A 19,854-nucleotide genomic window follows, 5' to 3' on the forward strand; every position below is an offset into this window, starting at 1 on the left:
GTTGTCGTCAGGTCGCGTCGGGCTGCTGACCCACGGGGATGTCGACTCCCCGCAGCCGCTGTGAGATCACTGTCGTGATCCCGTCGCCGCGCATGCTCACGCCGTACAGGGCGTCGGCGACCTCCATGGTCGGTTTCTGGTGTGTGATGACGATCAGCTGCGACCGTTCCCGGAGCTGTTCGAACAACGAGATCAGCCGCCGCAGGTTCGTGTCGTCGAGCGCCGCCTCGACCTCGTCCATCACATAGAACGGTGACGGTCGAGCCCGGAAGATCGCAACCAGCATCGCCACGGCGGTCAGCGACTTCTCACCACCGGACAGCAGGGACAGACGCTTGACCTTCTTGCCGGGTGGGCGTGCCTCCACCTCGATTCCGGTGGTCAGCATGTCGCCCGGTTCGGTGAGTACGAGCCGTCCCTCGCCGCCGGGGAACAGCGTACGGAACACCTCGGTGAACTCGCGCTCGACGTCTGCATAGGCCTCGGTGAAGACCTGCAGGATGCGGGCATCGACCTCGTCGACGACCGCGAGCAGATCCCGCCGCGCGGCCTTGACGTCCTCGAGTTGGGCCGACAGGAAGTTGTAGCGCTCCTCGAGCGCCGCGAACTCCTCGAGGGCCAGCGGGTTGACCTTGCCGAGCGTGTTGAGGTCCTTCTGCGCCTTCTTCGCCCGCGCCTGCTGGGCGGCCCGGTCGAACGGCATCGGGGCCGGCGCCACCACGGGTTCGCCGCGCTCCTTGGCCTGCTCGTACTCCTGCATCTCCAGCGCCGACGGCGGCATGGGGACGTCCGGGCCGTATTCGGCGACCAGATCGTCTGGGGCCACCGCGAACGACTCGAGGATCTGCTCCTCGAGTTGCTCGATCCGCAGTGCGGCCTGTGCCTTGGCCACCTCGTCGCGGTGAACGGCGTCCTTGAGCCTGTCGAGCTGTGCGGTGAGGTCGCCGACCTGCTTCTTGAGTTCGTCGACGGCGGCGGTCCGCTCCACCCGCATCTGCTCGAGTTCGTCGCGCCCGGCCTGCGCGTCCTGGACCGACAACTGCAACCGCTCGGAGACGTCGCGGGCCGCCTCTGCCACCGCCGCGGCCACCGATGCGGCGTGACGTCGGGCGCGGTCCTGACGCTCGGCACGAATCCGCGCCTCGCGTTCGCGGGCTGCCGCCCGACGCAGGGAGTCCGCACGTCCCTTCACCGACGCCAGACGCTCCTCGGCGGTACGCAACGCCAGCCGCGCTTCCATCTCGGCCGACCGGGCCGCGGTCACCGCCGCGGCGGCGGCCGCCCGTGGTTCGTCGTCCCCGGCGTGTGCCGGCGTCTCGTCGGACTCGTCGCGCGCCAGCCGCAGGCGCTCCTCGAGTTCCCGCAGCGACTCCACCATGTCGGCGCGGCCCTCTTCGGCCTTGGCCCGTTGACGGGTCAGGCGTTCGGCCTCGGCGTGCGCGGCGCGGATCTCGTGACCCAGTCGGGCCATCTCCTCGTAGGTCCCACCGACGTTCGCATCGGATTCGTGCAGTGCGGCCAGGGCCTCTTCCGCGGACTCGCGCCTGGTGACCTGTTCGGCGAGGGCACCATCGAGTGCCGCCTCGATCTCCTCGGATCTGTGCCGCGACGCGGCCAGATCGGTGGCCGCGGCATCGATCGAGGACTGGACCTCGAGAGTCGACTGCCGATGCGACGATCCACCCTCGACGGAACCCGGACCGATGCGGTCGCCGTCGCGGGTGACCGTACGCACCCGGTGGCGCTGGGCGATCTCGAGTCCCAGCTCGGCTGTCTCGACGACGACGGTGTCGGCGAGTACCAGGTCCACGGCCCCGCGGATCGACGCCGGGCAGGTCACCACAGATGCCGCCCAACACGCGCCGGATGGCAGCGTGACGTCGCCGCGCGACTCCGTGCTCGACAATCCGCCGAGGATCAGCGCGGCGCGACCACCGTCGCCGGACTTCAGGGCGTCGAGGGCACGCACCGCGGCGGCTGCGTCGACGGTCGCGATGCCGTCGACGATGGTTCCCAGCGCGCCTGCGATGGCGGTCTCGTAGCCGGTTTCGACGGTGAGGAGTTCGGACATGGGACTCAGCAGCCCGTCCGGTGCGTTCTCCAGCAGCCATGCGCCGCCGTCGTTTCGTTCGAGGCCGAGCTCGAGCGCTTCGATGCGCGCACTCAGTGAGGCGATTCGTTGTTCGGTCTCCCGCTGCTCCGCCTGCAACGCGGCGACGCGTTCGTTGGCCTGGTTCAGGGCCGTGACCGACCGCTCGTGGTGGTCGTCGAGGCCGTGCTCGGCAGCTTCGAACTCACCGAGTGTGGCGGCGGTCGCGTCCTGCCGGCCCTGGGCGGCCTCGGCGCGCTCGTTGGCCGCGGCGATGGCAGCGGTGAGCCGCGAGGTCTCCGCGTCGACGGATTCCGATCGGGTGCGCAGGTTGTCGACCTGGCCCTCCAGGCGCGCGAGGCCCTCGCGACGGTCGGCGATGGCGCGAACTGCCGCGAGGTGAGCACGTTCGGCTTCCGCGGCGACGCCTTCGTGGTGATCGAGTTCCTCCCGCGCGGACTCGAGGTACTCGGCTGCCGCGGTGACCGCGGCATCGAGCTCGGCCTCGGTCTCGGCGGCCTCCTCGGCGCGGCGGTCGAGTTCTTCCGGGTCGGTCCCGGTGTTGGCGGCCACGGGTTCACTGAGGTAGCGACCGCGCTCGGTGGCCACCCGACTGGTGGCGTCCACTCGTTCGGCCAGCGCGGACAGGCGGAACCAGGTCTGTCCGGCGGCAGCGGCGGCCGGGGCGACCTCGGCAAGATGTCGTTCGTGTTCCCGCAGTTCGTCGTTCGCGCGGTCCAGCAGGGCGGTGACCTCGTCCTGTTGGAGACGTACCTGGTCCTCCACGGCGGTGTGTTCGGCCATCTCGGCGCGCCGGGTGACCAGGTCGTCGGCGGCCAGTCGCAGACGGGCGTCGCGCAGGTCGGCCTGGACCGTCTGGGCACGTCGGGCGACCTCGGCCTGGCGCCCCAACGGCTTGAGTTGCCGTCGGAGCTCGGCCGTGAGGTCGGTGAGGCGGGCCAGGTTGGCCTGCATGGAGTCGAGCTTGCGCACCGCCTTCTCTTTGCGTTTGCGGTGCTTGAGGACGCCGGCCGCCTCTTCGATGAAGGCGCGGCGTTCCTCCGGTCGCGACTCCAGGATCGCGGCGAGGCGGCCCTGCCCGACGATGACGTGCATCTCGCGCCCGATGCCGGAGTCGCTGAGCAGTTCCTGCACGTCCATCAGTCGGCAGGAGTTCCCGTTGATCTCGTATTCGCCGGCACCGTCGCGGAACATGCGGCGGGTGACCGACACCTCGGAGTACTCGATGGGCAGTGCGCCGTCGGCGTTGTCGATGGTGAGTGTGACCTCGGCGCGTCCCAGTGGCGGACGGCCCGAGGTGCCGGCGAAGATGACGTCCTCCATCTTCCCGCCGCGCAGCGCCTTGGCGCCCTGCTCCCCCATCACCCAGGTCAGAGCGTCGACGACGTTCGATTTGCCCGACCCGTTCGGCCCCACCACACAGGTGATCCCGGGCTCGAAGCGCAGCGTCGTCGACGACGCAAACGACTTGAAGCCCTTCAGGGTGAGGCTCTTGAGGTGCACGACGGTAAAGAGTACTCACCATCGCGCGGGGACGGCGGCACCACGCGGTCCTGTGGACGACCGTCCGGGATACCACTATTTTTCGACGAATCCCTGCAGATCGTTGCGGGGTGGGTCGTATCGTTCCACCACCACGTCGACCGAACCGGGCGTCTCGCCGGAGCGCAGCGCGGTGAGCAGTGCGTCGGCGGCGTCGCGAGGTCCTTCCGCGACCACCAGCACCCGTCCGTCGGCGAGGTTGGTGGCAGACCCGACCAGTCCGAGTTCGAGCGCCCGTGACCGGGTCCACCATCGAAATCCCACGCCCTGCACCATTCCGTGGACGTGGGCGGTCAGGCGCACGGTGTCGTCGCCGGCCATCGCGGTCAGTCCGTCTCGATGGCGAGGTTCACGGTGGTCCCGGCCTTGAGCGTCCGACCCACCGTGCACACCGCGTCGACGGCGCGCTCGACCACGACCAGCAGTCGTTGGGCCGCGTCCTCGTCGAGTTCGGACAGATCGATCTCGAAGACCTCCTCGAGGACCGGGTAGACCTCGTTCTCCCGGTCGGCGGCCCCGCTGACGCGGATGGTGGCGTCGTAGTCGTCACCGAGCCGGCGGGACAGCGGTCGGTCCGAGGACATGCCGGTGCACGCTCCGAGCGCGATCTTGAGGAGTTCACCGGGAGTGAAGACGCCCTCGACGTCTTCCGAGCCGACCAGTACCTCGGCTCCTCGGGAGCTCCGGCCGGTGTAGCGACGCGTTCCGGTGCGTTCCACCCAGAGCTCGGTGCTCGGCGATGCGGTGGCTGCGGCGGTCTGAGCTGTCTGCTGATCGGTGGTCATGATCGCTTTCGTTCGATTCTCTGGTCGGTTTCGGACTCGGACTCCACAACACCGGCAGGGCCGGATTGCTTCCGTGACGGGACCACACTCATATGTCAGTCCACGGGTCCACGACGTCGATGCCGGTGTGCGCGAAGTCCTTCGTGTTCCGGGTCGCACAGGTGGCATTGCGCGCGCGACAGATCGCTGCGATCTGGGCATCGGCCATGGCGATCGGCAGTCCCGCGGACTCCCGCGCAGCGAGGACATCGGCGTACTGCACCGCCGCAACATGGTCGAACGCGAGCACCGACCGGTCGGACAGATACGGCTCGATGGCGGCGTCGATGCGCGCGGCAAGTGCGCGACTTCGCCGACCCGCGGGAAGTCGGCGGACCCCGGCCAACAATTCCGCAAGCGTGACGGCGGTGATCGCCACGTCCCCCGTCAGCGATTCGAGCCACGACGCGACCTGCGGATCGGGTCGCGATCGAAGGACTTCGGATACCACGTTCGTGTCCAAGACGATCATTCGAATTCCACGGCTCGCGCGATGTCGGACCGCGGCGGTACCGGCAGGTCGTCCACACCGCCCACGTCCTGCGCGGCCTGCATGAGGGCAAGTCCGATGTGGGGGCGGTTCGCAGCCTTGGTCAGAATGTCACGAACCTCGGCCTCCATGGACCGGCCGTGTTCCCTGGCCTGTTCAGCCAGTCGCTCCTTGACCGACTCGTCGAGCCCGCGCACGATGATCGACGACATCACAACACCTCCCACCGGTGATATCACCAACGATAGCATTCGTTCTCGACGGCCGGTCGCCGACTACATCGAGCGGACTCAGCGCCTGCGTTGGCACCGGGGACAGAAGTACGAGCTCCGGTTCATGAACTGTTCGCGGCGCATGATCGCACCGCACCGCCGGCACGGTTCGCCCGCGCGGCCGTAGGCGTTGAGGGAACGTTCGAAGTATCCGGACTCGCCGTTGACGTTGACGTACAGGGAGTCGAACGACGTGCCGCCGACGACGAGTGCGTCCCGCATGACGTCGGTGACCGACGCGATCAGGTCGACCAACTTGGCCCGGCTGATGCCGTCGGTGACCCGTGACCCGTGAATCCTGCTGCGCCACAACGCTTCGTCGGCGTAGATGTTGCCCACCCCGGACAGCACGGTCTGGTCGAGCAGAGCGCGTTTGATCTCGGTGTGCCGGGCGCGGATCGCGGTGACGACCCGAGTCGGGTCGAAGACGGGGTCGAACGGGTCCGGTGCGATATGTGCGATGGATTCCGGCACACGACCCCCGAGATCTCCAGCCACGTCGACGTATTCGTCGACGTGCCAGCCACCGAACGTCCGTTGATCCACGAAACGCAATTCGTTGCCGTCGTCGAGCGACGCGCGGACACGCAGGTGGATGTGGTCCTCGGCCCCGGCCGAGCTGATGAGCATCTGACCGCTCATGCCGAGGTGGACGACGAGCGGAAAGCTGTCTGGGCTCGATCTCGATACGCCACTCACTCCGTTCGCAGCTACTCGATCCACGGAGGAGTCGACGATGTCGAGCCACAGGTACTTTCCCCTCCGGTACACCCCGCCGACCTGCTTGCCGGTCAGGCGGCCGACGAGATCCGCACCGCCGCCGAGATGCCGGCGCACGGATCGCGGGTGCAGCACCTCGACACCGACGATCCGGCGGCCGTTCACATGATCGGCGAGGCCACGGCGGACGGTCTCCACCTCGGGGAGTTCCGGCACGTCAGGGCACGCTCAACGCGTTGCGGCGCGGTCGGTCAGCGCCTGCCAGGCCAAGGCCGCGGCTTTCTGCTCGGCCTCCTTCTTGGTCCGCCCGCTGCCTTCGCCGAGGCTCTCGCCCGCCACCACCGCAACGGCGGTGAAGTGTTTGTTGTGGTCGGGTCCGGTCGACGTGATCTGGTAGTGCGGCGGCCCGTGGCCACCCTCCGCCGACAGCTCCTGCAGCGAGGTCTTCCAATCCAGACCCGCGCCGAGATGCCCTGCGCGACCGATGATCTCGTCGAACAGTCCGAGGATGATCTCCTTGCAGACGGCGAGCCCGTGCTCGAGGTAGAGGGCACCGAAGATCGATTCGAGGCCGTCGGCGAGGATCGAGTCCTTGTCGCGGCCGCCGGTCAATTCCTCCCCCCGCCCCAGGTAGAGGTGGCGCCCGAGCCCACCCTCACCGAGTCCTCGGGCCACCTCGGCCAGCGCGTGCATGTTGACGACGCTGGCCCGGATCTTCGCCAGTTCACCTTCCGACCGATCGGGGTATCGGAGGTACAGGCGCTCGGTGATGATGACCCCGAGTACCGAGTCGCCGAGGAACTCGAGCCGCTCGTTGGTGGGCAGGCCCCCGTTCTCGTACGCGTAGGACCGATGGGTCAGCGCGAGGACGAGCAGTTCGGTCGACAGCTGCGTGTGCAGGGCGTCGAGCAGATCGGCGAACTTCTCCTGTTCCGGATCGGTCGGGATGACGGATCCCGCGGTGTCGTCGGTCACGCCTGGTCCTTCGGCCACGTCGACTCAGTCACCGTCCTTGTCCTGGGGCGCGTCGTCGGACTGCGGGCCGCCGTCTCTGGAGTCGCCGGCCGAACCGAACTTCTCGCGCAGCGCCGCCCACCGCGGGTCGATGACCTCGTGATCGTGGCCCGGCTCGGCCACCGCGAGGCGTATGCCGCATTCCGGGCACAGACCCGGGCAGTCGTCGGTGCACAACGGCGACATGGGGAGTTCGAGCGCGACGGCATCGATGATCGACTGCTCGAGGTCGATACGGTCGTCGACGATGCGGTGCACGTCGTCGGCGTCGGTGGTCTGTTCGGTCTCGCTGTCGGGATAGGCGAACAGTTCCGTGAGGAACACGGTGACGGTGCTCTCGATCGGCTCCAGACACCGGGCACATTGCCCTTCGGTCTCGCCGCAGACGGTTCCGGTGACCAGCACGCCCTCGGTCACCGACTCCAGCCGCAGGTCGAGATCCATCTCCGACCCCGCCGGGATGGCCAGCATGTCGAGGCCGACACGCTGCGGCGTCACGACGGTTCGATGAACCTCCGCCATGGTGCCGGCGCGACGCCCCAATGACCGGACGTCGAGGACGAACGGTTCGCGCTGCTTGTCACCGGTGTCGCCGGGCCCGGTTCCGCCGGCCGCGACACCTCGACTCATTGCTCGATCTGTCACAGTTGCACGATACGCCCGACCTGCAGAGTCTTCGAACCACTCCGCAGCGACCGATCAGACGGCGAGCGGTGAGCCCTGATCGTCCCGGTCGCGGCTCTGGCTGCCCCGCGGCGCCGGCGGCTCGTCGACGCTGCGCGGGTACTCGACGTAGTCGTGCATGCCCGCTCCGGTGCGCAGCTGATGCCGACCGCGATTCACCGACCGCAACGTCCCGGTGAGGATCTCCTCGAACTGGGCGAGCTTCTCGTCGACGTACACGTCGCAGTCGCCGCGGAGACGATCGGCCTCGGCATGTGCGGCGTCGATGATCCGCTCGGCCTCGGACTTGGCCGCACCGACGACCTCGGTCTCCGACACCAGGCGCTGCTGTTCGGCGATGCCGTCGGCAACGGACTTGTCGTAGGAATTGTTCGCGGAATCGATCGTGCGCTGCGCCTCGGCGCGCGCCCGCCCGGTCACCGCTTCGAACTCGCGAGCGGCACTGGTGGAGAGCCGATGCGCCTCGGCGGTCGCGTCGTCGACGAGCTGACGTCCGTGCCCGTTCGCCTCGTCGACCATCCGGTCGGCCTGCGCCTTGGCCTCGGACAGGATGCGGTCGGCCTCGGCCCGTGCGTGGGCGACGACGGCCTCAGACTCCGAATCGGCCTTGCTGATCACGGCCTCGGCGTGGTCGCGGGCGTTGCCCACCAGCGAGTCACGCTGGTCGAGGACGTCCTGGGCGTCGTCGAGTTCACCCGGGATCGCATCCTTGATGTCATCGACCAGTTCGAGGACGTCGCCCCGCGGAACGACGCAGCCCGCGGTCATCGGGACGCTCCGCGCCTCCTCGACGATCGCGGCGAGTTCGTCGAGCGCTTCAAATACCCGGTACACAGCTACCCCAATCCGGCTGGTGGCCTTCGGTCTGCCTGAAACAACTGTGACTATTGTGCCGAATGGGGTGGCTGTGATTGATGAGGCGCGGGGGGTGTGTCGCGGGTCCGGTTGTCGCGACGACCGGACCGTCAGACCTGTCGCTCCCCTGCCAGCCGCGCCATCAGGCGTTCGTGGATGTGCGGGGACAGGAACGGTGTCACGTCGCCGCCGAGTTTCGCGACCTCCTTGACCAACGAACTCGACACGTGGGCGTAGCGGGGATCGGTGAGCAGAAACATCGACTCGACGTCGGCCAGTTCGCGGTTCATCTGCGCCATCGGTGTCTCGTAGTCGAAGTCCGTGCCGGAGCGCAGTCCCTTGACGATCGTGTCAATCCCTTCCTGGCGCAGGTGGTCGACGAGCAGCCCGGTCCACCGCTCGACCCGGACGTTGGGCAGGTGCGCGCAATCCTCACGGATCAGCGCGATGCGTTCGTCGACCCCGAACATGCCCTGCTTGTTCGGATTCACCACGACGGTGACGACGAGTGAGTCGAATCGGGCCGCGGCACGCTCGACGATGTAGCGGTGGCCGACGGTGAACGGGTCGAAGGATCCGGGGAACACTGCAGCGGTCATGCCCGAAATCTACCCAGCAATCCACCCAACGCGACGGCCGGACACCGCACGCACCGGGCCGGGGGCGCACCGGGTCAGGGCGTGAACCGGGTCAGGGGGCGCACAGTTTCAGGGCGCGTCGTCGAACTCAGCGATCAGCCGGGCCATCAGATCCGATGTCGAGCCCGTCGAGACGGCGCGCCATCCCGTCCCGGCCCACAGGTTGATGTCGTCGGCCACGCCCGCGCCGCCTGCGGCCGCGCGAATCGGCTTCGTCATGTGATGGACCTGCGGGTAGGCGGCCGGGGCGTCGGCGTGGCGCTTCGCGAAGCCGTTGCGCAGGGACCGCGCCGACCGTCCGGAGAACGCTCGCGTGATCACCGTGTCGCGGTAGGTCCGGTCGAGCAGTGCCGCGCGGTGGGCGGCGCCGGTTCCCGCTTCGTCGACACAGAGGAATGCGGTCCCGAGCTGGGCGCCGATCGCCCCGAGGGCGATCATCGAGCGCACGGCGGCACCGTCGGTGACGCCACCGGCGGCGATCACCGGCAGATCCACGGCCGTTGTCACCGTGCGGACGAGTTCCGCGGTCGGCGTCGCGGGGCCACCCGCGACGAGGGCGGGGTCGTCGAACCAGAGCCCTCGGTGACCACCTGCCTCGATCCCCTGGGCGATCAGCGCGTCCGCCCCCGACCGCGCGGCGGTCTGCGCCTCGTCGACGGACGTGACGGTCACCGCGACCGGCGCACCGATCTCACGATGGACACGGTCGATCAGCGAACGTCCGGGGTCGCCGAACGTGAAGCTGACCAGCGCGGGTCGATGCCGGGCCAACGCATCGATCTTCGCGTCGACGGCCTCATCGGAGAATCGGGGCTCGCCCGGTTCGACCCCGTGACGCCGCGCCTCGACGGCGAGGTCGTCGCGATAACGCTGCACGGCTCCCCACGTGTCGGCTCCCGCCGGCCCGGCACACGAATCGATACCGGTCAGGAAGATGTTGACGCCGTAGGGTCGACCGCTGCGACTCTCGACGTCGATCACCAGTTCCTCGAGTGCGTCCGCGGTCAGGTATCCGGCCGCCAGCATTCCGAGCCCACCCGCCTCACCGACTTCGGACACCAGCGCCGGCTTGGTCGGACCACCGGCCATCGGGGCGCACACAATCGGCACGGCAACCTCGAGTTCACCGACTCTCATCGGCCGCTCCTCCATTCTCCGGTTCCGCCATTCTCCGGTTCTGCGTCGTCCGGCCCGTCATGGATCGCCACCTCGACGCGGGTGTCTCCATAGGCCTTGCGGACCAGCACGGTGAGTGCATCGGGCCACTGCGTCTGCGGGGCGCGCACCGCACGCTCGACGATCACGAGCCCGCCCGGGGCCATCCATCGTGCCGCGAGGGCGGCCAGGTCTGCGGTCATCGTGTCGTCCGGCAGGTCATAGGGTGGGTCGAGGAAGGCGATGTCGACCTCACCGTCGCCCGACGACAGGAATGACGCGACCGGCCGGGTGACGACGGTTGCGGACGAACCGAGACCACAGGCTCCGATGTTGGCGGAGATCACCGATGTGGCCCGCCGTCGTGAGTCGACGAACGTGGCGTGGGCGGCGCCCCGGGACAGCGCCTCTATGCCCAGCGCGCCAGTCCCCGCGTAGAGGTCGAGAATGTCGGCATCGTCGAGGTCAGCGCGCGTCACGACGATGTTGAAGATCGCTTCACGGACTCGATCCGACGTCGGCCGAGTCCCGGCGTCGGGAACCGTGAGCCTGCGTCCACGCAGTTCACCTGCGATTATCCTGGTCATCACCCACCATTGTGCGTCATCGCGATCGGGAGACGACCACCCCTTGTCCCATCTACTCCCCCGTCACGCAATACTTTGTGATTCACTTCACAAACACGGGCTGAGCAGGGGATTGATAGGGGTTTCGGTGTCCGATTTCCTCAGGCGCATGACTTCGGGGACATGCGTTGTTAACGTCGTAAACGTCATGAGCCCGCTCCAAACAAGTACGGCCCCAACAACTGCCCTTGCTGTCGATTACCGGCAGCCCACCGCCGACGACGGCGAAAGATTGTGGGAAATCGCCTCGGACTCAAAGGTTCTCGACGTCAACTCGAGTTATTCCTATGTCCTGTGGTGCCATGATTTCGCTTCCACATCGATCGTCGCCGAAGTCGATGGGCGCCCGGTCGGTTTCGTCACCGGCTATCGGCGCCAAACCGATCCGTCCACGCTGATGGTGTGGCAGGTCGCGGTCGACGACTCCTGTCGTGGCCACGGCGTCGCCGGCACCATGCTGCACCGCCTCTTCGACCGGTGCCAGCGCTCCGGCGTCGTCGCGATGCACACCACGATCAGCCCGGACAACGTCGCTTCCCAGCGCCTGTTCGAGTCGGTGGCCAAAGCCCGCGGTCTGCGTTTCGACCGTCGCGATCTCTTCGCCGCCGATCAGTTCCCGGACGCGCACGAGCCCGAGGATCTCTATCTCCTCGAGCCCGAACTCATCGAACCCTGAATCCCATAACTCAATAACCGACCATCACAACGGCTGCGGCGCCGACATCTCCTGATGTCGGCGCACGCCGTGTGCGACATGGTCAACCACCAATCGTCAATAAGTAAAGGGGGAAGTTACCAATGCAACTTCTCGATCAGTCAATCGACGATTCCGTCTTCACCCAGCACGAGTCCGAGGTGCGCAGCTACTGCCGCAACTGGCCCGCGGTGTTCACCCGCGCCAGCGGCTCGCACATCACCGACCAGACCGGCCGGGATTTCCTCGACTTCTTCGCCGGCGCCGGTTCGCTGAACTACGGCCACAACAATCCGGTGATGAAATCGGCTCTGCTGGACTACATCTCCGACGACGGGATCACCCACGGCCTCGACATGGCCACTGTCGCCAAGGGCAAGTTCATCGAGGCCTTCCACGGCAAGATCCTGCAGCCACGCGGACTGGACTACAAGATCCAGTTCCCCGGCCCCACCGGCACCAACGCGGTCGAGGCAGCACTCAAGCTCGCCCGCAAGGTCACCGGACGCGAGTCGATCATCAGCTTCACCAACGCCTTCCACGGCATGACGCTGGGATCGCTTGCGGTGACCGGCAACTCGATGAAGCGTGCCGGCGCGGGTATCCCGCTGGTGCATGCGACCCCGATGCCGTTCGACAACTACTTCGACGGTGTCGTCGAGGACTTCAACTGGTTCGAGCGAGTCCTCGACGACTCCGGCAGCGGGCTCAATCGCCCGGCCGCGGTGATCGTCGAGACGGTCCAGGGTGAGGGCGGTATCAACGTCGCCCGCGCCGAATGGCTGCAAGCGCTCTCGGAGCTGTGCCAGCGTCGCGACATCCTGCTCATCGTCGATGATGTGCAGATGGGTTGCGGCCGCACCGGCGAGTTCTTCTCGTTCGAGGCCGCCGGCATCAAGCCCGACATCGTGACGCTGTCGAAGTCGATCAGCGGCTACGGCCTGCCGCTGGCCCTGACCCTCTTCCGGTCCGACCTCGACGTGTGGACGCCCGGCGAGCACAACGGCACCTTCCGCGGCAACAACCCCGCGTTCGTGACCGGCACCAAGGCGCTCGAGCACTACTGGAGCGACGACGCGCTCACCCGCGACGTCCACGCCAAGGGCGACCGCATCCACACCCGCTTCACCGAGCTGTGCGAGAAGTTCAGCGGCATCTCCACCCGCGGTCGCGGGATGGCGCAGGGCCTGGTGTTCGACGAGGCCGCCGCCGCCGGCAAGGTGAGTGCGTCCGCGTTCGGCGCAGGTCTGATCGTCGAGACCGCCGGCCCGTCCGATGAGGTCGTGAAACTGCTTCCGGCGCTGACCATTTCGAATGAGGATCTGGACCGCGGCCTCGATATCATTGCTGATTCCGTCAAGGAGGTGATCGGATGATCGTCCGTACCACACAAGAGATCACGGGTACCGAGCGCGAGGTCGCCGACCCGAAGGGCAACTGGGTCTCCAAGCGCATCGTCCTCGGTGGCGATCGGGTCGGTTTCTCGTTCCACGAGACCACCATCAACGCCGGTTCGGTCAACGAGTTCCACTACGCCAACCACATCGAGGCGGTGTGGCTCGTGGAGGGCGAGGGAACCCTGCTCGACCGTGAGACCGGCGAGACGTACCCGCTGGGCCCGGGCAGCATGTACCTGCTCAACGGCCACGAACGCCACACCGTGACCGCAGACACCCAGATGCGCATGCTGTGCGTCTTCAATCCCCCGGTCGTCGGCACCGAGGTGCACGACGAGAACGGCGTCTACCCGCTGGTCGCCGTCCCCGAGCCGACCGGGAAACATACTCCGGAGGCGGTGGCCGCCGACTGACCGGCCGCCGTCGATGGTGAACTCCGGCCCGGCAGAACCCCGCGTTCTGCCGGGCCGGTGGTCTGTCCGGCAGCGCTACCCTGGACAGGGTGCGCACGCGACTGCAGATCGGCTGGACCCCGGCCGAGCCGACGCCGCTCGATGACGACGTCGACGAGCAGATCCGCCGCGCCCGTACCCTGCTCGACGGACGGCGTATCGTCGCCCTGACCGGGGCGGGGATCTCGACCGATTCCGGTATTCCCGACTACCGCAGCCCCGGAGCACCGACTCGGACCCCGATGACGCTGGAGATGTTCCTCTCCTCCCCCGAGTTCCGCCGGCACTACTGGGCGCGCAACCATCTCGGGTGGCGGCACATGGATGCCGCGCAGCCCAATGACGCTCATCGCGCCCTCACCGCCCTGCAGCATGCGGGCAGGCTCACCGGCGTGATCACCCAGAACGTCGACATGCTGCACACCAAGGCCGGCACACGGCGGGTCCTCGAACTGCACGGTTGCTACGGGCGGGTGCGGTGCCTGCGGTGCGACTGGCGGATCTCACGCCATCGGCTCGCCCGCGACCTGGAGCATCTCAATCACGGGTTCACCCGCCGTGTCCGGGGACGCGGGGCAATCGAGGTGGCGCCCGACGCGGACGCGGCCATCGACGACACCAGTGATTTCACCATGATCGATTGCCCCGGCTGCGGCGGCATCGTCAAGCCCGACATCGTCTATTTCGGCGAAAGTGTTCCGAAACAGACAGTGCAGCAAGCTTTTTCGATGGTGGACGAGGCAGATGCGCTACTCGTGGTCGGATCGTCGCTGACCGTGATGAGCGGCCTGCGCTTCGCGCGGCATGCCCACCGCACGGGCAAGGCGCTCGTCATCGTGAACCGCGGCGCGACGCGTGCCGACGAATTGTCCGATCTGAAGATCGACCACCTCGCGTCGGTGGTGTTGCCGCGGCTGGCGGCACCCGACGACGTCGCGGCGAACGGATTCGCGTAGTCGGCTACTCGTGCCCGAACGATCGCCGGGGAGACAGACTGGTCGTCACCACTGGCACTATCGGTCACACGACCGGCTCTCGGGAGGGTCGATGACCATCGAACAGCAACAGGCACTCGATGCGTTGTACGCGATCGACAACGTCCTGACGATCAGGATCTCGATGCCCGCGGCGGAGTGGGAGGCCGTACGCAACCAGCAACCCAAGGGCGGGGTGTGCAACTTCGACTGGACCGGCGGTGCGCGCTACACCTGGCACCGGGCCTCGTCCGTCGAGATCTCGGGTACCCGCTTCCCGGCGAAGACCACCTTCACCGACGTCGGGATCAAGAAGAAGTCGTTCTGCGGTTCCATCAGCAGTTCCAAACCCAGCCTGCACATCGACTTCGGCAAGGACAACCGGCCGAACCGTCCGCTGATCGAGGACCTGATCGGGTCGCGCTACATCACCCTGAACAATTCGGTCCAGGACCGCTCCTATATTCGACAACCGCTGGGCTACAAGCTGTTCGAACTGGCCGGACTCCCCCGGTCGCGGTGCAACTTCGCTCGGGTGTTCGTGAACGGAAAGCCCGTCGGCCAGGGCCTGCCGAATGTCAACGGTCCCGGCGTCTACGTGAGTGTGGAGCCGATCATGCCGCGCTACATCGAGCGCAACTTCGGCGACCGGAAGGGCAACCTGTACGAACTCGAGCACAATGACGACTTCGTCGACGCGCGGTTCGACCGCATCGGCGTCGAGGATCTGTCCGAGTTCGACGACAAGGCGGACCTGCGGTTGGCGATCGACCGCATAACGACGGACGGGTTGGCCGGCGCCGACGAGGTCGTCGATCTCGATCAGTTCATCCGCTGCTATGCCATGGACTTCTTCCTGAAGCACTGGGACGGCTACTCACGCAACACCAACAACACCTACACCTTCAATGACGTCGACGCCGTCGCGAATCCCGGCGTCGGCAACGTCAACTTTCGGATGATCCCCTGGGGTCTCGATCAGATCCTGCAGTCACACCGACATTTCAAGCTCGGTGACGACGGCCTGCTGGCGAAGCTGGTGCGCAAGGATCCTGATCGCTGCGAGCAGTTGATGGATCAGATCCGGTCATGGCGGGTCGGCATCTTCGGGCGCGACACCCAGCAGTCACAGCTGATCCCGATGATCGACACGATGGAGGACATCCTCGACGGCCTTCGGGTACCGAACCTCCCGACGGAGATCGGCGCGGTGCGCAAGCAGCTGCGTCTGGCCGGTTCGGCCGGCCACCTGCTCGGTGGACTACCTGGTGCGGCCGCGCCCGTGTACATCCGGGACGATGCCACCAACGAGTGCATGCGGACCACGCACGAGGGCATTCCCGCGGATGTGCCCGCCCCGGCGAACTTCGAGGTCGTCCATCGTCGGCGACCGCCGACCGTCGACGACGAGGATCTGTGGTCGTTCACCGACCTCGGCACGGGAAAGTCGTTGGTGAACAAGGGGTCCGGGCACGTCCTGCACGCCAGCAGGGCGTTCGCCACCGCTGCCGGCCAGAAGCTGTTGTACACCTGTGCCGGCGACAACACCGACCACGCGGACGAGTTCGAGGTCCGACCGGTCGACACCCCGGACGAGTTCACCCACAGCGGGTATTTCCGGCTCGTGAGCGTAAGGACCGGGGCGGCAGCGACGTTCGGTTCGGACAAGACGCCGGCCGGTGCCCGGCGCGTGCACCAGTCCCCGACCGGATCGACGCTCTTCTTCTCGTGAAGAGGTCTTTCTGCTGACGGTCAGACCGCCACGAGGTCGTCCGCGTGGATCACCGGTCGGCGCAGCTCCGCCGGGAGCTCCGATGTCGACCTGCCGACCATGCGGGCGACGTCGTCGAAATCGTAGGCGGCGACGCCACGGGCGCACACCATTCCGCCGGTGTCGACGAGTTCCACGACGTCGCCGGCATGAAACCGGCCGTGGGCCCCGACCACCCCGGCGGCGAGTAGCGAACGGCGCCGCTTCGACACGGCTGCGACGGCGCCGTCATCGAGGACGATCTGTCCACGCGCGTCGGCGGCGTGCCGAACCCAGAACCGACGGGCGGACAGCCGCTCGTCGCGAGCGGCGAAGACAGTGCCGACGGATGCGTCCGCCAACGCCTGCGTGGCCTGTTCGGCTGCGGCGAGCAGCACTGGCACACCCGCATCCGCCGACAGCCGCGCAGCGGCGAGCTTGGAGGCCATTCCGCCGGTTCCGAGCGCGCCCCCCGACCCGGCGATGACACCGTCGAGATCTTCCGGCCCGTGTACCTCGGGGATCAGTCGCGCGCGGCTGCCGTCGGCGCCGACACGACGCGGGTCCCCGTCGTAGAGGCCGTCGACGTCGGACAGCAGGACCAGTGCGTCGGCGCCGGCGAGATGCGCGACCAGAGCGGCCAGTCGGTCGTTGTCGCCGAAGCGGATCTCGGTGGTGGCGACCGTGTCGTTCTCGTTGACCACGGCCACCGCGCCGAGCGAGCGCAGCCGATCCAGGGTGCGCTGGGCATTCGCGTGATGTGCCCGGTTGGAGACGTCGTCGGCGGTGAGCAGTACCTGGCCCACCGTCCGCCCGTAGCGGCCGAACGACGTGCCCCAGGCGTGGGCGAGAGCCAGTTGTCCGACGCTGGCCGCGGCCTGTTTGGTGGCGAGGTCGGTCGGACGCTTCTTCAGTCCCAACGGTGCGATGCCGGCGCCGATGGCTCCCGACGACACCACGATCACGTCCGATCCGGCGCGCATCCGCGCCTCCAGCGCGTCCGCGAGTCGGTCGAGCCGGGCCCGATCCAGGCCGTCGTGCAGGTCGGTGAGCGCCGAGGACCCGATCTTGACCACGACGCTTCGCGCACGGGCGATGCGTTCGCGGACGTCGCTCACGGGATGTCCTGTTCGGACTCCTCGTCGAGGTCGGGCAGACCCCGGCGGAGTCGCCGGGCCTGCTTGCGCTCGGCCGCCCCGACCCGCTCGTTGCGATCGAGTCGGACGTCGGTGCCACGACCGGTGACGGGCACGTCGTCGCCCATCGGGGTCATCGGCTCCCAGTCGAACGTCACCTCACCGATCGTCACCGGGGCGCCGGGCTCGGCGCCGAGGCGCACCAGTTCGTCCTCGACGCCCAGGCGGTTCAGCCGGTCCGCGAGGTAGCCGACCGCCTCGTCGTTGCCGAACTGGGTTTGGGCGATCCACCGTTCGGGCCGGGTGCCGCGGACGATGAAACCGCCGTCGACCTCCGGATCCGGGACGACGCTGAACTCGACCTCGTCGATCGCCTTGGGTCGGATGACCTGTCGGCGCGGCTGTGGCTTCGGGTGACGTTCGCGGTAATCGGCGACCATCCGCGCCAGCGCGAAGGTGAGCTCGCGCAGACCCTCATGGCTCACCGCGGAGATCCGGAACACCGGCCAACCGCGCTGCGCCAGTTCGGGTTCCACGAGATCAGCCAGGTCGGCGGCATCGGGGATGTCGATCTTGTTCAGGATCACCACGCGGGGACGTTCGGCGAGGTCGCCGAGACCGTGGTCGGCGTCGAGAGCCGGCTGATAGGCCGCGAGCTCCGCCTCGAGCGCGTCGATGTCGGACAACGGATCGCGCCCGGGCTCGAGGGTGGCGCAGTCGACGACGTGGGCCAGCACGGCGCAGCGTTCCAGATGTCGCAGGAATTCCAGCCCGAGTCCCCGACCGGTGGATGCACCGGGGATCAGCCCGGGGACGTCGGCGACGGTGAACACGTCCCCGGCGGTCTGCACGACACCGAGATTGGGGGCCAATGTGGTGAACGGGTAGTCGGCGATCTTCGGCTTCGCCGCCGACAGCACCGACACCAGCGACGACTTGCCTGCCGACGGGAAACCGACGAGACCGACGTCGGCGACCGATTTCAGTTCGAGGACGAGGTCGCGATGCTGACCTTCCTCACCGAGCAACGCGAAGCCGGGCGCCTTGCGCGCCTTGGATGCGAGCGCCGCGTTGCCCAGTCCGCCACGGCCGCCCTGGGCGGCCTCGAACGTGGTTCCGTCGCCGACCAGGTCGGCCAGGATCGACCCGTTGCTGTCCAGCACCACGGTGCCGTCGGGCACCTTCAGCACCAGATCCTCGCCGGTGGCGCCGTCGCGGTTGTCGCCCATTCCGGGTTTGCCGTTCGAGCCCTTCGCGTGCGGCCGGAAATGAAAGTCGAGCAGGGTGTGCACCTGCGGGTCCACCACCAGGCGCACCGAGCCGCCGTTGCCACCGTTGCCACCGTCGGGACCACCCAGGGGCTTGAACTTCTCGCGGTGGACCGACGAGCAGCCGTGGCCGCCGTTACCCGCCGCGACGTGGATCGTCACGCGGTCGACGAACCGGGACATCGGGTTACTTCCTCTCTGGACTGCGCAGCCGGGGAAAAGCAAACAGGGCGGGAGGGTTCATCTGTACCCTGCCCGCCCTGTGAGAGCTGTGCGTGATGAGACCGTCCGGGTCAGACCGCGGTGGTCTCCGGGACGATGTTGACCGTCTTGCGTCCACGCTTGGTGCCGAACTCCACCGAGCCGGTCTCCAGGGCGAACAGGGTGTCGTCGCCGCCGCGGCCGACGTTGACGCCCGGGTGGAACTTGGTGCCGCGCTGGCGGACGAGGATCTCGCCGGCGCTGACCTGCTGACCACCGAAGCGCTTCACGCCGAGGCGCTTGGCGTTGGAATCACGACCGTTGCGCGAGCTGGACGCGCCCTTCTTGTGTGCCATCTCTGCAGTCCTCCTGAGGTAGGTGCGGGAATCGAGTTACTTGATACCGGTGACCTTGAGGACCGTCAGGTTCTGACGGTGGCCCTGGCGCTTGTGGTAGCCGGTCTTGTTCTTGAACTTGTGGATGCGGATCTTGGGACCCTTGACGTGCTCGACGACCTCGCCGGTCACCGAGATCTTCGCCAGCTTGTCCGCATCAGTGGTGAGGGTCGAGCCGTCGACGACCAACGCCACCGGGAGGCTGACGCTGCTGCCCGGATCGCTGTCGATCTTCTCGACCTTGACAAGGTCGCCCTCTGCGACCTTGTACTGCTTACCGCCGGTCTTGACGATCGCGTACGTTGCCATCGAAGCTGTCCTCTTTAACTCGTCTGTCGGACCCTGGGCGCTGGTTCGCGCACCGGGTGGGTGGGTGGTGCGTCATTACTGGTGTGACTGCAGGCGACGCTCGGCCGAAGCCGTGGTCACTGCGGATCACTCCAGAGGGCCTGTCGGCGGTTCCGCGCGGCTGATCGGTGCGATCCAGTTTCCTGGACGTTCCGGGCACAGCGCAGACCCTCCCCCGAAGGCGACCAATCAAGATTACGGGACTGCCGCCGGTCGGGTCAAACTCGCCCGGACCGCACCCCACCTGCTCGTTGGGCCCTGTTCGGCGGCCCAGCTGTTCGTCGGCCCGGCCGCCGGTCGGCAACCGCC

Annotated in this window: 21 protein-coding genes; 5 read left to right on the forward strand and 16 right to left on the reverse strand. The window is 67.6% G+C overall.

Going from position 1 to position 19,854, the window contains the following annotated elements; all coding sequences use genetic code 11:
- Positions 1-7: 7 nt before the first annotated feature.
- The 12 genes from smc to rsmD form a co-directional block, all read right to left on the reverse strand.
- Entirely contained in the window at positions 8-3,613 is a 3,606-nt protein-coding gene (smc, locus tag VZC37_RS10195) for a chromosome segregation protein SMC (protein ID WP_330432340.1), read from the reverse strand.
- 75 nt (positions 3,614-3,688) lie between these two features.
- Complete coding sequence (locus VZC37_RS10200) at positions 3,689-3,973, reverse strand: acylphosphatase (RefSeq protein ID WP_330432341.1); 285 nt, start codon at positions 3,971-3,973, stop codon at positions 3,689-3,691.
- 5 nt (positions 3,974-3,978) lie between these two features.
- Positions 3,979-4,437: an OsmC family protein gene (locus VZC37_RS10205; protein ID WP_330432342.1), complete on the reverse strand. Its 459-nt coding sequence runs from the start codon at positions 4,435-4,437 to the stop codon at positions 3,979-3,981.
- Between the two features lie 88 nt (positions 4,438-4,525).
- On the reverse strand, positions 4,526-4,948 hold the full coding sequence (locus tag VZC37_RS10210) for a type II toxin-antitoxin system VapC family toxin (RefSeq protein WP_330432343.1): 423 nt from the start codon (positions 4,946-4,948) through the stop codon (positions 4,526-4,528).
- Positions 4,945-5,178: a FitA-like ribbon-helix-helix domain-containing protein gene (locus VZC37_RS10215; protein WP_330432344.1), complete on the reverse strand. Its 234-nt coding sequence runs from the start codon at positions 5,176-5,178 to the stop codon at positions 4,945-4,947. Before VZC37_RS10215 ends, VZC37_RS10210 begins: the two co-directional genes overlap by 4 nt.
- A gap of 78 nt (positions 5,179-5,256) precedes the next feature.
- Entirely contained in the window at positions 5,257-6,174 is a 918-nt protein-coding gene (mutM, locus tag VZC37_RS10220) for a bifunctional DNA-formamidopyrimidine glycosylase/DNA-(apurinic or apyrimidinic site) lyase (RefSeq protein ID WP_330432345.1), read from the reverse strand.
- A 12-nt stretch (positions 6,175-6,186) separates the two neighbouring features.
- On the reverse strand, positions 6,187-6,906 hold the full coding sequence (rnc, locus tag VZC37_RS10225) for a ribonuclease III (RefSeq protein WP_330432516.1): 720 nt from the start codon (positions 6,904-6,906) through the stop codon (positions 6,187-6,189).
- 51 nt (positions 6,907-6,957) lie between these two features.
- On the reverse strand, positions 6,958-7,602 hold the full coding sequence (locus tag VZC37_RS10230) for a YceD family protein (protein WP_330432517.1): 645 nt from the start codon (positions 7,600-7,602) through the stop codon (positions 6,958-6,960).
- Positions 7,603-7,671: 69 nt separating this feature from the next.
- Positions 7,672-8,490 carry a DivIVA domain-containing protein gene (locus tag VZC37_RS10235; protein ID WP_330432346.1) on the reverse strand — a complete coding sequence of 273 codons (819 nt, stop codon included), beginning with the start codon at positions 8,488-8,490 and terminating at the stop codon, positions 7,672-7,674.
- 131 nt (positions 8,491-8,621) lie between these two features.
- Positions 8,622-9,110, reverse strand: coding sequence for a pantetheine-phosphate adenylyltransferase (gene coaD / locus VZC37_RS10240; RefSeq protein WP_330432347.1), 489 nt, complete (start codon positions 9,108-9,110; stop codon positions 8,622-8,624).
- 108 nt (positions 9,111-9,218) lie between these two features.
- Positions 9,219-10,286 (reverse strand): NAD(P)H-dependent flavin oxidoreductase, encoded by a 1,068-nt coding sequence (locus VZC37_RS10245; RefSeq protein WP_330432348.1) that lies wholly within the window; start codon positions 10,284-10,286, stop codon positions 9,219-9,221.
- Entirely contained in the window at positions 10,283-10,891 is a 609-nt protein-coding gene (gene rsmD, locus VZC37_RS10250) for a 16S rRNA (guanine(966)-N(2))-methyltransferase RsmD (RefSeq protein WP_330432349.1), read from the reverse strand. The genes VZC37_RS10245 and rsmD overlap by 4 nt, the downstream gene beginning before the upstream one ends.
- Positions 10,892-11,078: 187 nt before the next feature.
- On the opposite strand from rsmD, the gene ectA reads away from it, so the two are divergent.
- The 5 genes from ectA (at position 11,079) to VZC37_RS10275 (ending at position 16,179) form a co-directional block, all read left to right on the forward strand.
- Entirely contained in the window at positions 11,079-11,606 is a 528-nt protein-coding gene (gene ectA / locus VZC37_RS10255) for a diaminobutyrate acetyltransferase (RefSeq protein ID WP_330432518.1), read from the forward strand.
- A gap of 122 nt (positions 11,607-11,728) precedes the next feature.
- Positions 11,729-13,000 carry a diaminobutyrate--2-oxoglutarate transaminase gene (gene ectB / locus VZC37_RS10260; protein WP_330432350.1) on the forward strand — a complete coding sequence of 424 codons (1,272 nt, stop codon included), beginning with the start codon at positions 11,729-11,731 and terminating at the stop codon, positions 12,998-13,000.
- Positions 12,997-13,434: an ectoine synthase gene (locus tag VZC37_RS10265; protein WP_330432351.1), complete on the forward strand. Its 438-nt coding sequence runs from the start codon at positions 12,997-12,999 to the stop codon at positions 13,432-13,434. The genes ectB and VZC37_RS10265 overlap by 4 nt, the downstream gene beginning before the upstream one ends.
- Positions 13,435-13,523: 89 nt before the next feature.
- On the forward strand, positions 13,524-14,429 hold the full coding sequence (locus VZC37_RS10270; RefSeq protein WP_330432352.1) for a Sir2 family NAD-dependent protein deacetylase: 906 nt from the start codon (positions 13,524-13,526) through the stop codon (positions 14,427-14,429).
- A 91-nt stretch (positions 14,430-14,520) separates the two neighbouring features.
- Entirely contained in the window at positions 14,521-16,179 is a 1,659-nt protein-coding gene (locus VZC37_RS10275; RefSeq protein WP_330432353.1) for a CotH kinase family protein, read from the forward strand.
- A 20-nt stretch (positions 16,180-16,199) separates the two neighbouring features.
- Here VZC37_RS10275 and proB read toward each other — a convergent pair whose 3' ends face one another.
- The 4 genes from proB to rplU form a co-directional block, all read right to left on the reverse strand.
- Entirely contained in the window at positions 16,200-17,315 is a 1,116-nt protein-coding gene (gene proB / locus VZC37_RS10280) for a glutamate 5-kinase (protein ID WP_330432354.1), read from the reverse strand.
- Positions 17,312-18,784, reverse strand: a complete 1,473-nt coding sequence (obgE, locus tag VZC37_RS10285) for a GTPase ObgE (protein ID WP_330432355.1) — start codon at positions 18,782-18,784, stop codon at positions 17,312-17,314. The genes proB and obgE overlap by 4 nt, the downstream gene beginning before the upstream one ends.
- 110 nt (positions 18,785-18,894) lie before the next feature.
- The gene (gene rpmA / locus VZC37_RS10290) at positions 18,895-19,158 is read right to left on the reverse strand and encodes a 50S ribosomal protein L27 (RefSeq protein ID WP_330432356.1); all 264 of its coding nucleotides are present in this window, start codon (positions 19,156-19,158) and stop codon (positions 18,895-18,897) included.
- A gap of 36 nt (positions 19,159-19,194) precedes the next feature.
- Positions 19,195-19,506 carry a 50S ribosomal protein L21 gene (gene rplU / locus VZC37_RS10295; RefSeq protein WP_330432357.1) on the reverse strand — a complete coding sequence of 104 codons (312 nt, stop codon included), beginning with the start codon at positions 19,504-19,506 and terminating at the stop codon, positions 19,195-19,197.
- Positions 19,507-19,854 lie beyond the last annotated feature (348 nt).

Origin of the sequence: Gordonia sesuvii, assembly GCF_036350415.1 — a bacterium.
Classification (GTDB): Bacteria; Actinomycetota; Actinomycetes; order Mycobacteriales; family Mycobacteriaceae; genus Gordonia; species Gordonia sesuvii.